The sequence below is a fragment of the Candidatus Schekmanbacteria bacterium genome (assembly GCA_016219965.1).
GTDB lineage: Bacteria > Schekmanbacteria > GWA2-38-11 > GWA2-38-11 > J061 > JACRJM01.
The window spans coordinates 459,073-470,991 of the sequence record JACRJM010000007.1 but is presented as its reverse complement, the minus strand read 5'-3'; the positions used below and the strand labels follow the sequence as shown (position 1 = coordinate 470,991).

Sequence of the window (11,919 nt, the reverse complement as noted above, 5' to 3'; positions counted from 1 at the left end):
TTCTACAAGGACTTTTGGATTTCCAATGAAAAGAGAAAGATTATTTTCAGGACTTTTTATATTTTTTCTTTCTGTCCTTTGTCTTTTAATTTATTGGAGGACACTAAACTATCCCTTCCACTATGATGATGCGCTTGTCATTGAGAACAACGAGAATATCAGAAATATCGCTGATTTTAAGTCTATAATTCTGTCTAATCCCCAGAGAGCTGTGCTCAATTTATCTTTTGCCGTGAACTATGCCTTTGGAGGGCTTAACACATTTGGTTACCATATTTTAAATATAGCTATTCATTTTCTGAACGGGGTTTTCTTTTATCTCCTTGTCATGAGGCTTTTCCCGGAAAAGATGAGCCGGACTTCAGCGATTTTTTCATCTCTTCTTTTTCTTGTTAACCCTGTTAATGTTGAATCTGTTACCTATATCTCAAGCCGTTCCGGGCTTCTTTGCGCATTTTTTTATCTCCTTGCGATACTTTTCTATATCAAAAAAAATATTATTCTTTCTCTTCTTTTTTTCATATTTTCCTGTTTCAGCAAGGAGTCAGGGGCAACACTTCCATTAATACTGCTATTGATCGATTATTCGCGCAATGCGGAGAGCGGCAAAAAATGGAACATCAAAGAAAGCCTTAAAAACCACTCCCCCTACTGGGGAATAATCCTGCTTGTGATTATAGAGAGGATTTATTCTCTCGGCGCTGTGGGGAATCCCAACTTCCAGCGGGAGGCACTTACCCAGTTTTATACGCAGGTGAGATCATTTATATTTGGGTTGAAACTAATGTTGTTGCCTCTTAACCTAAATGTTGACCATTATTTCCCATTGTCTGAAACTATTACAGATGCAAAGTTTATAATTTCTGCTCTTTTTCTTATCGCTGTAATAACACTTGTTTATTTTTTCAGGAAATCAGCTTTTCTTTTTTTCTCTTTTGGGTGGATCTTCATATCACAGCTTCCGACGCTTATTATCCCGGTACAGGACAGCTTCAGCGAAAGATGGCTTTATCTCCCATCTATTGGAATGGCTTTTTTTATAGCATCACTTTTGATGTCAGACTTATTGATTAAGAAGAGATTGTTAAAAAATAGCGCCATTGTTTTACTTGCTGGCGCAGTCTTCATGCTTTCAAGTCTTGCATTTGAGCGCAATCATGTCTGGAAAGATAATCTCACTCTCTGGACTGATGCACTTAATAAATCACCTCAAAAGGGAAGACCCTATATCAATGTGGGTAACGAACTTTTAAAGATGGGAAGGCTTAATGAAGCATCCGAGATGTTCAAAAAAGCGTCATCCATTTCTGACCTTCCTCAGCTTAGTGAGATGAACCTTGCCTATCTTGCTTTCAGCGAAGGAAGATTAGACGAGGCAGAAAGAAGACTTAAAAGCCTTATTGCTAACATTCCTGACAAACCTGAACCTTATTATCTACTTGGTACAATCCTTGAGAAAGCCGGTAAATTTGATGAGGCGATAGCAGTCTTTTCTGATATGAAATCACGTTTCCCGGAATATACTGATGCTGTTTTGTATATTGGCGCAATATATATGAATACAGGAAGGATTGATGAAGGAGAGAGAGTTTTCAATGAAGTGCTTGCCCGTGCCCCCAATAATGTAAAGGCCCTTATGAATCTTGGAAGCATAGCATATCTTCGCGGCAAATCTGATGAAGCGAGGCAGTATTATCTTAAGGCTTTGGATAATGACAGGGGAAATGCAGATGGATGGTACAACCTTGGTCTGATTTCTGCCCGTTCCGGGAATATTGATGATGCTCTTTCCGATTGGGATGAATCTCTTAAAATCTCACCCCGGCATGAAGGTGCGCTCTTAAGCAAAGGGATTGCACTTTCAATGAAAGGTGAGTACGGTGCCGCCCTTGATGCATTTGACACTCTTATCCGGATAAACCCCAAACGGAGCGAAGCATACCAGAACGCTGCGCAAGCCTGCGAGAAGATGGGAGATATCAAAAGAGCACAGGAGTATTTAAATATGGGAGGGGAGATTAAATAACCCAGTACTTACTTTCCTGCGATAATCCGGTAGATTGCACCATTAACAGAATCATAGGTAGCAAAGTAAATTTCACCATTCTCATCTTCACCGAATGTTGAAACCGATTGCCCTGTATCAAGAAGTTTTAAGCTTTTCCACTTGCCTGATTTTTTTTTCTTAGCGCCCCAGATTGTTCCCGAGCAGTAATCGCTATAAAGATAATAGCCGTAAAGAGCACTAATTTCCGTTCCCCTGTAACGGTATCCTCCTGTTACTGAACATCCCTTTGAATGACTATACTCGAGTATTGGCAGTGTTAGCGAACCATTATTGCAGTTAGTTGCCGGGTCATAGCAATGTTTTCCCTCCATACGCCTCCATCCGTAATTTTTACCTCCCTTGCTGACTGCCCGCTCAAAATCAATCTCTTCCCATTTGTTCTGCCCGACGTCTCCAATGAATAGGGCACCTGTCAGTCTATCGAAGCTGAAGCGCCATGGATTCCTAAGTCCGTATGCCCAAATCTCTTTTTTTGCCTTTGTTTTTTTTATGAAAGGATTGTTTGGCGGGATTGCATATGGAGTTCCTCTGTCAATATCGATGCGCAATATTTTTCCGAGCAATGATTTGAGATTTTGGGCATTGTTGTTAGGGTCGCCGGTCGAGCCTCCATCCCCCATTCCAATATAAAGGTATCCGTCAGGACCGAACTGAAGCTCGCCTCCATTGTGGTTTGCAAAAGGTTGTTTGATTTTAATTATAGTTTGAGCAGAATCCTTGTCTGCAACATCAGCATCAGATGAGACAGAGTAACGGGCGATTACAGTGTTGCCGTCGATATCAGTGTAATCAATATAGAAGAATCCGTTGTTGCTGTAATCAGGATGAAAAACAATACTCAAAAGTCCCCTTTCATCACAACAGGAAACAAGGGAGGTTATATCAAGAAAGGGCTGGGATAAAATTTTAGTTCCATCATAGATTAGAATCTTTCCCTGCTGAAGTGTAATGAATAACCGGCCTGAGCCGTCGCCTGCATGGGTTATAGATGTTGGGTTTGAAAGCCCTCCTGTTACAAACTCTGTGTCTATTGAAGGTGTTAGGCAATAGCCTTTTGCGTAAAATGAAAGAGCAAACAAGAAAATAATAAATGTAAAAAACCTTTTGTTGTTTTTCATGATTTTTCCTTCTTTAAATTCTTAAAGTCTTATTTCTTTTAAGAATCAAGTGGTAATTGAAATTATAAAGAATTATAAATAAGAGAATATTGAAGTAAATAGATTGAACATATTGTTTAAATTTCTTATTTTGTAGCCACGAAACATCGGTTTTGCTTAAAGAGCATTTTATCCGGAGATTCCTGATGAAGAAAATAATAATGATTGTCGCAGCAGTTCTTTTCTTTTGCAATATTCCACTATCTGTAACTTCGGCTGAACCAGCAGCCTCCTTTTCCCATGATAACGGTATGACCGTATCAGCAACTTCATCTGCAGCAAGCAGTAAATCCAAAAGAGCTGCCAAAATTACGATTGGAAGCACTATTAATGGAAAAATAAAGAAATCTGATTCAAAGCTTTCGGGCGGTAAATATTATGACAGATATAAATTTTCCGGAAGTGCTGACCAGCGGGTAATCATAGAAATGAGCTCTACTAAGATAGACAGCTATATCACGCTTTATAAAAAAAGCGGGACCTATCTTGAGTATCTTGGGGAAGATAATGACAGCGGCGGCGGGCTCAATGCAAAGCTTGTTTATCTTCTTCCCTCAAATGGCACATACGTTATTTTTGCAGAAAGTTTCGTAAAGAAGCAAGTTGGCAGTTATACCCTTTCATTGGCTGAGGCAGGAATCGGAAGTCTTTCGGGAAAACTCTCCATACAAGGATACAATACAATAAATGAGGAAGAGTCGAATGACAGTCTCGAATTAGCTCAACCCATAAACTCATTACCCTTAGAAATATTTGGCGATGCATCTTCAACTGATTCCGGATATGCCCCTCCTCTTTCTTCAATCACTGTTCAGGACCTGTACGTGATAACTTCTTCATATCCTATTTCAATCCGCCTTGAAAGTGATGCTGCTGAAGCAGATTTTGACATTTATGTTTTAGGGCCCTTAGGAGGGATATTCAGGAAGTCTGAAAATGCGGGAAGCAGTGAAAGTATAGAGTTTGCTCCGATATTTACTCAAATAGTATACATAGGAGTAAGAGCCAAGAGCGGTTCAGGCAATTACAGGCTTACAATAGATTACATAAATAATGGTACAAGTTACAGCTTAAAAGGAAATATGAACGGGAATATTCCAGAGTTTGTCCCGGGAGAAGCAGTAGTAAAATATAAAAAAGGTAAAACGCCTGATGCATCTGCTTTAAAATCAGATAGGAGTTTCAGAGTCCTTTTATCTGGAAAAGAAGATGAAGTGTCTCTTGTGGAGTTTGATGTGAATTCAGTTACAACCGGCACCGGGAGTGCAAGGACTGCAAGCGCAGAAGATAAAAAACAGCTTACGGTCGAAATGATAGAAAAGCTCATGATGGATAATAATGTCGAATATGCGGAACCAAACTATATTTATCATGCTTTGAAAACCCCTGATGACCCTTATTACACAAGGCAGTGGCATTATAACTCCATCAATCTTCCTGCGGCATGGGATGTAACCACAGGAGACGACAGTGTCATTGCTGCAGTTATAGATACCGGTATTCTTTCAAAGCATCCTGATTTGCAGGGAAGAATCACTGATGATGGTTATGACTTTATAAATGATGTAAGCAATTCTCTTGATGGAGACGGGATTGACTCCAATCCGGAAGATCCCGGTGATGACCCTAATCACAATAATAGCAGTTATCACGGCAGTCATGTTGCCGGGACAATAGGCGCAGCCACAGATAACTCAACCGGTGTAGCCGGTGTTACCTGGTCTGGGAAAATAATGCCTTTGCGTGTGCTTGGAGCTACGGGCGGAACTAATTATGATATATCGCAGGCAATAAGATATGCGGCAGGGCTTAGCAATGTTTCCGGGACAAAGCCGGCAAAAAAAGCTGATGTTATGAACATGAGCCTTGGAGGAGGCGCATACTCGAAGACAATGGCTGATGCTGTAAAGGCGGCTATCAATGCAGGGGTTACAGTTGTAGCTGCGGCAGGGAATGACTCAAGTTCTTCGCCAAGCTATCCGGCTGCCTATGACAGTGTTGTTTCTGTTGGAGCAGTGGATTACGCATTAAAGCTTTCCTATTATTCTAATTTTGGCAATACAACTATTGTTGCTCCCGGTGGTGATACCAACGCTGACAAAAATAGTGACGGATATCCTGACGGAGTATTAAGCACATTAAAATTTGATAGCACTGGTCAGTATGGTTATGAATATTATCAGGGGACTTCCATGGCATCCCCTCATGTTGCAGGCGTAGTAAGCCTGATACAGGCGGCAAGGATCCAGAATGGGTTTGCCAAACTCTCTCCTGCGTCCGTGACTCAGATACTAAAGGACACAGCGACAGACCTCGGTACTTCTGGAAATGATTCCAAGTATGGTTACGGGCTTGTTAATGCAGAGGCTGCGGTAAAAAAAGCAATAGAGATTTCCGGCAGTGGGGATCCAATATTGTCCGCATCAGTAGAGAAAATTAATTTCGGGATAGGCACTGATGAAGTGCAGTTTACTTTGAGCAATTCAGGAGGCGGGACCCTGAATATTACAAGTATCAATTCAACAGAAACCTGGCTTACAGTCACTCCTACTATTTCCACTACCATATCTGCCGGTGAATCAGCGCTCTTTATGGCTGATGTGGACAGGACAGGGCTTGCAGACGGCAGTTATTCTGCTGCAATAAATATTGTATCTGACGGAGGCAGTTCAGGTATCTCTGTTACAATGCAGATTGGTGCAGTTGCGGCAAGGGATGCAGGAAAGATCTTCGTCCTTGTCGTAAATTCAGTAAGCTATGATACTGAAGGGGAGGCGGATGCTGACTTTGCAGGTAACTATGAATATGTAATGACTGATGTTCCTGAGGGAGATTATTTCGTTGTTGCCGGTACGGACAGGAATAATGACGGATATATTTGCGATCAGGGAGATGCTTGCGGTTACTATCCGACAACAAACCAACCCTCTCTTGTCACAATAAATGCTGATGCAGAAACCTCCGGGATAGACTTTTCTGTTGAAGAACAGGTAAGTCTCACATCCCAGCAAACAGGACGCAAGGGCTATAAACTCCTTCATAGGTAGCTGGAGGACGGGGCCATGACAAGGGGGCAGATGCAGGATTTGGCGTGATGCGTTGTCAGCGTTCGGTTAGCAATCCTCACATACTTTTTAGACCGGGTTGGCGGTTCCCCCTCTGGCACTAAACAGCAGGTGCCTGCCGGGGAGCGCCAATCCGGAAAAAAATACAATCCCTCTGATGTCCAAGTTCTGCATCTACTCTCCTCAACTCTCTATTCCATTGACGCATAAATGGGCTTTTCGTATAGTCATTTTATCTAAAAAAAATAATGGGGGGCTATTATGCGGACTGATTACTGGTACATTTTGGCGCTGGTGTTATTGCCTGCACTTTTTATGGGAGTGATGATGACATCTGTTATTGTTCCGCAAGCTTCTGCTGAAGGTGATGAACGATTTGAGAAATTGTCGCCTGAACAAAAAGCACAGGCACAGCGAATGCTCCAGTTTATGTCTGACATGGATAAGAAATATTTTGGACGTGCTTATGAGATGAATGGCAACTCTCAGTCTGAAAGCAAGGAATTTAAAACCGAAAATACTGATTATGATGTTAAAGTGACACGTGGCGCTGTAATAGAAAAGATGGGGCAAATGGTTGCAGTCAGCAAAAAAGTCGGCCCTAACAGCCGCATTCCGGGCAACTTTCTCTGGGGACGTTTTTATTCCATTGATATTCATCCAAAAACACCCCTTGTTGGAATGCTTCATGTTGCGATGGTCATACAGTTTTTCGACAGCGGAATGTCTTTTGTCGGCGGATGGGTCGATGTTCTTCCGGGTACAAGAATCGAATCTGATATCGATGAATTGAAAAAAACAATGGATAATGTCTTTGCAAAATACAAGGTAAATCCGGACTATTACCGCAATCTGATCTGCAAGGGAGATCCAGATGAAATAGACCGCAAATGGCGGCGCAAGCCATCATGCGCAGGCGCCAGTTTTTACGGTCGTCCTGCCTTTGCTGAAACGGAAAAGAACTTCGATCTTGTCTCCGACGCCTTTGTCTCTTTTACAGATGCATATTTGGGGGAGGTTGAAAAACACAAGAACTCCCCATATACGCAAGCAGATATAGAGGCGCAGGACACGATGCGGAAGCAGTGGCTTTTGGATCAGTTGTTTTCAGACCCATATTCGAGCAAGCTTGTTCCCTTTGAGGTCTGGTCCATGGCGAATGTTCCGCCTGTGATAAAGTTTTAATAAATTCAAAAAATATCAAAAGCGCTATTGACAAATTAATATTTAAGCAGAAAATGCTTCTCATATCTTTGACGAGGAAAGATTAATGGTAAAAAAATTAGTACCATTAATGATCTTGTTGGCAGTTATAATGTTTATCCCTGTTCCGGATGGATGGGCGGTCTTGCCTTCTTCCATTCTTCCCCCTGAGGTTCCTGAGGACAACCCTTCAACACCTGAAAAAGTCGCTCTTGGCAAGAAACTTTATTTTGATAAGCGTCTTTCAATTGACAACACAGTTTCCTGTGCGACCTGTCACGACCAGGTCAAAGGCTTTGCTGACGGGAAAAAGGTCAGCGAAGGCATCAGAGGATTAAAAGGGACAAGAAATGCCCCAACCGTTTTAAATGCAGCCTTTTATGAATTGCAATTCTGGGACGGAAGAGCCATCACCCTCGAAGACCAGGCAAAACTTCCCATCATAAATCCAGTAGAAATGGGAATGCCTTCTTTTAAGGATGTTGAAGAGAAGATCAGAAATATCCCGGAATACAAAGATGAGTTCATGAAAGTTTTTGGGACAGACAATTTAACCATGGACCATATAGCTAAGGCAATCGCGGCGTTTGAACGGACTATAATTTCAGTAAAATCTCCCTTTGACAGATTTATAGCTGGAGACAATAACGCCATATCTCAGGCTGCCCAGGCAGGCTGGAAACTCTTCAATGGAAAAGCACGATGCAACAACTGTCATGGCTATGTTGAAGTCTATCCTTTTTTTACTGACAACAAATTTCACAACATCGGTGTGGCAATGAATGAAACTGCTTTCGAAACTCTTGCGCGTGAGGCGCAAAAGCCGGATGCAGACTCTGAGAAGCTGGCATTCAAGGCAGGTGTGGCTGAATTAGGGAGATTCATCGTAACCCATGAGCCAAAGGATATCGGCGCTTTCAAAAGTTCGGGGTTGAGAAACATTGCTCTCACTGCCCCATACATGCATGACGGAAGTGAAGCGACTCTCGAATCAGTAATAGATTTTTACAACAAGGGGGGAGTCCCCAATCCAAACCTCGACGGAGGAATAGTCCCTCTTGGACTGACTGACGAAGAAAAATCACAGCTTGTCGAGTTTCTAAAATCCCTTACCAGCGAGGATCTTGACCAATTAATGCAGTAAACATTGGGAGGTAATCTATGTCAGGAAAGCATGATGAGATTATAAAGAAAGGCCGTCAGCTCAGCAGAAGGGAATTTGTTAAATTATCAGCCGCCGGCGTTGCGGGCATTGCCATGGGTCCCGGGATATTTATAGATGTTGGTAATGCGGGAGAGTCATTCACCTTTGCCTATGCCTCAGATGCGCATTTGATTTTTTCTTCCAAGGGTAAGGATCATAGATTCGCAAGGTCTCTGATAAAAGCTGCTAATGATATAAATGCGATGAATCCCCAGCCTGATTTTGTTCTTTTCGGCGGGGATCTGGCTCAGCTTGGCAAACCTGAAGAGCTGGAAATGGGGAAGGATATTCTCTCTGCAATCAAGGCTCCGCTTAGAATGATGGTAGGAGAGCATGATTGGTATCTTGACATGGGCGAAAAGTGGCAGCAGCTTTTCGGCCAGCAAACATATTCCTTTGATCACAAGGGGGTGCACTTTGTAGTTTTGAACTCTGTCATAGTGGAAGATTACTGGACAAAACCTAAAATGACGCCTGAGCAGAGAATGAATGCCATGGCGCAGCTTGATAATCCCAATGGACGTCCGTTCACGGTAGGAAGTGAACAGCGTGATTGGCTTAAAAACAATTTGTCAAAAGTTGCAAGTACTATGCCGGTTGTGATTTTTTCCCATTCACCTCTTTACAAGTTATACAAAAACTGGAATTTCTGGACTGATGATGCTGAAGAAGTGCAGAATATTCTTTCCCCTTTTGAAAAAGTAACGGTGATACACGGTCATACGCACCAGGTACTTACTAACAGGTTAAAAAATGTATCTTTTCACGGCGTGCTTTCTACTGCCTGGCCCTGGCCTTATGCGCCCAAGGGAGTTCCTGCTTATACTTCGGAAATGTTCAGAAGCGACCCGTTCAATAATTTTGATGGCTGCGGATGGGGATATGTAAATATACTTTCCTCTGGCGAGGCAGATAAGACATATATGCCCTGGGACAGGAACCCAATGAAGGTAACCTATGAGGAGCTGGCAGCAGGAAAGACCGGGGCAGTGCCTCCCAGGAAGTCTTCAGGCCCTCGTTATTAATAATCTGGAAATATTAAGGAGACTATCAATGAAGAAGAACATACAAATACTTTTTATAATGGTGATTGTAATTTTGGGAGCAGCAGGGATGCCGGCTTTTGCCGGTGATTCAAGTGAAAGCAGAGCGGGTGGAGTTTTTTCAGAGACGATGAAAAATTATGATTATGATATTCAGGTCATAACAGCATGTGATGGCAGGAAACGCGTTGTAGTCGAGGGATTTAAAGAAGGTGAGCTTCTACCTCCTGAAAAGGCAAGAGAGGCGGCAAAGCTTCTTAACAGCCTTATGAACTATTGCGAGGCTGAGATAGTGGCAGTAATCCCAAAAAACCGGATAGACATTCTTCTTTCCGTAAACGGTGAGCCCTTCGTTAATATTGACAATACTGACCTCCAGCTCCCCCTGATGTTGATTCATGGAGGACAGAGCCATACTGAAAGGGAAATGCAGATATGGAAAGCTGAAGAACAAAAAGTGATTGAAAAAGGATATAAGCTATTCCACAGCCAGTTAACGGGAACAAACGGGGTATCCTGTGATATGTGCCATCCTGATGCTGTAAATACACATCCTGAGACATATCCCAAGTTTCAGACACAGCTTAAAAAGGTTGCACTCCTGAGAGATATGATCAACTGGTGTATTGAAAAACCTATGGAAGGAAAACCAATCCCTGACGACAGCGAGGATATGAAAGCCATTGAGGCATACATACTTTCAACCAGAAAAGGGGTTTCTCTGGATTACGGTAAACACTGAAGATTTTTACAGGTCTATTTAATTAGCGGATTTAATTCGCTGCTTTTCTTATAGAGATAAAAGCAGCCCAGCATCCATACTATCCTTGATGACAGGTTTAGTGTCTGCTCAAGGAAGACTCCGAAGTTTGTAACCACTTCAAATTTTCCTCCTACATAGCCCAGCATAAGAGTCATTATCAGCTCGATAATAAATAATACAAATGCAGCCCGGGCTTTCTTTCTCCATGAGATTATAAGGAGGCATATCGTTGTCCCCATCCCTCCGATTATCATGAGAGGCAGGAAGATTTTCTTTGAAGAGGCGATGGCAAGAGGCTTAAAAGATTTTTCAGGATTTTTCCTTATCACAACCATGAGAAGAACAATAAATATAAGAAAAAAACCTGTTCCCATCAGAGGGAACATAATGTCTGAGAGTATCCTCACATCTGAGCCTGACAAGGCAATGATGAGTTTCCACGTTGCTTTAAGAATCCCTGCAATTATTACAAGTGCTGAAGCAAAGACTATAAGGTAAGTAGAAGACTTTGAAAGCTCGCTTTTTAAAGACTTAATTATCCAGTAAATCCCAAAGACAAAAACTATGTTAGGGGCATAATCGTAAAGGGCAACTCCAAGCGAAACATCAGGCTGCATCTTTTCTCCTGTCTGATTTCTCTAAAAATATTGGTTTGGCAGTTGCCGCGGCAGCGCCTGTGAGTTCAAGCGCAGAGTGGGGATTGCCAAACCAACTAACAGTTATTTAAATAAATACGGTAGTATGGAATACTTTGAAGCAATTACTCCGCCAATGTCCTGTAGAAAGTGCAGAATGGCGACAGGCCACATGCTCCTGCCTTTCCTGTAAATAACCAAATACCCTATTGTGATTGGATATTGCAGCCCCATGAATATCTGGAAATAAGGGGATATCTGCTCCATACCCAGAAGGAATTTGACCCAGAAAAATACATGTATGAGTCCGATGAATGCCCAGAAAAAGACGAGCCCCAGTCCGTGTCCAAGGATTTTCAGCCCTTTCCCCTCAAACCGGTTTGCAAAGGCATCATAAATATAAATCCATATTAGTTGTTCGGTAAAGGCGTTTACAGTGCACCAGACGAGCAGCGTAACAGCAAAACCAATGAATGTTGTTTTCTCTGGAGATGTAAGAGGTGTTATCCAGGCAGCCGCAGAGATAAGTATCATCATTATTGCAAATAAAAGGACAAAGAGAGGGGTGACCATCTTTTTTTCAGGCCAGTTGTAATCCAATGTTCCCTTGCGCCATTTTACCACAACGTAACAGATGGTATAATAGGTAAGAATCGGAATTAAGGCGCCTGTCGTGTCATAAAGCCTGGCGCAGAGAAAAGGGAGTCCAAGCGTAATAGCTAAAGCTATAACTATGTCGAGATTTGTTGACCTGAAATCTACTCCGGATCTCCCACTCATA

At 42.3% G+C, this 11,919-nt stretch carries 9 protein-coding genes; 6 read left to right on the top strand and 3 right to left on the bottom strand.

Annotation, left to right across the window (positions count from 1 at the left end):
• Positions 1-25 precede the first annotated feature (25 nt).
• Positions 26-2,026: a tetratricopeptide repeat protein gene (locus tag HZA77_10600; GenBank protein MBI5375875.1), complete on the top strand. Its 2,001-nt coding sequence runs from the start codon at positions 26-28 to the stop codon at positions 2,024-2,026.
• Positions 2,027-2,034: 8 nt separating this feature from the next.
• Here HZA77_10600 and HZA77_10595 read toward each other — a convergent pair whose 3' ends face one another.
• Complete coding sequence (locus tag HZA77_10595) at positions 2,035-3,186, bottom strand: PQQ-dependent sugar dehydrogenase (protein ID MBI5375874.1); 1,152 nt, start codon at positions 3,184-3,186, stop codon at positions 2,035-2,037.
• Between the two features lie 185 nt (positions 3,187-3,371).
• On the opposite strand from HZA77_10595, the gene HZA77_10590 reads away from it, so the two are divergent.
• The 5 genes from HZA77_10590 to HZA77_10570 all read left to right on the top strand — a co-directional run bounded on the left by HZA77_10590 (position 3,372) and on the right by HZA77_10570 (position 10,482).
• Positions 3,372-6,272 (top strand): S8 family serine peptidase, encoded by a 2,901-nt coding sequence (locus HZA77_10590; GenBank protein ID MBI5375873.1) that lies wholly within the window; start codon positions 3,372-3,374, stop codon positions 6,270-6,272.
• A 279-nt stretch (positions 6,273-6,551) separates the two neighbouring features.
• Complete coding sequence (locus tag HZA77_10585; GenBank protein ID MBI5375872.1) at positions 6,552-7,475, top strand: coproporphyrinogen III oxidase; 924 nt, start codon at positions 6,552-6,554, stop codon at positions 7,473-7,475.
• 85 nt (positions 7,476-7,560) lie between these two features.
• Positions 7,561-8,637, top strand: coding sequence for a cytochrome-c peroxidase (locus tag HZA77_10580; protein MBI5375871.1), 1,077 nt, complete (start codon positions 7,561-7,563; stop codon positions 8,635-8,637).
• Between the two features lie 17 nt (positions 8,638-8,654).
• On the top strand, positions 8,655-9,722 hold the full coding sequence (locus tag HZA77_10575) for a metallophosphoesterase (protein MBI5375870.1): 1,068 nt from the start codon (positions 8,655-8,657) through the stop codon (positions 9,720-9,722).
• A 28-nt stretch (positions 9,723-9,750) separates the two neighbouring features.
• Positions 9,751-10,482: a hypothetical protein gene (locus HZA77_10570; GenBank protein ID MBI5375869.1), complete on the top strand. Its 732-nt coding sequence runs from the start codon at positions 9,751-9,753 to the stop codon at positions 10,480-10,482.
• Positions 10,483-10,496: 14 nt separating this feature from the next.
• On the opposite strand, the gene HZA77_10565 is transcribed toward HZA77_10570, so the two are convergent.
• Positions 10,497-11,120: a hypothetical protein gene (locus HZA77_10565; protein ID MBI5375868.1), complete on the bottom strand. Its 624-nt coding sequence runs from the start codon at positions 11,118-11,120 to the stop codon at positions 10,497-10,499.
• Positions 11,121-11,222: 102 nt separating this feature from the next.
• The gene (locus tag HZA77_10560) at positions 11,223-11,918 is read right to left on the bottom strand and encodes a hypothetical protein (GenBank protein ID MBI5375867.1); all 696 of its coding nucleotides are present in this window, start codon (positions 11,916-11,918) and stop codon (positions 11,223-11,225) included.
• Position 11,919 lies beyond the last annotated feature (1 nt).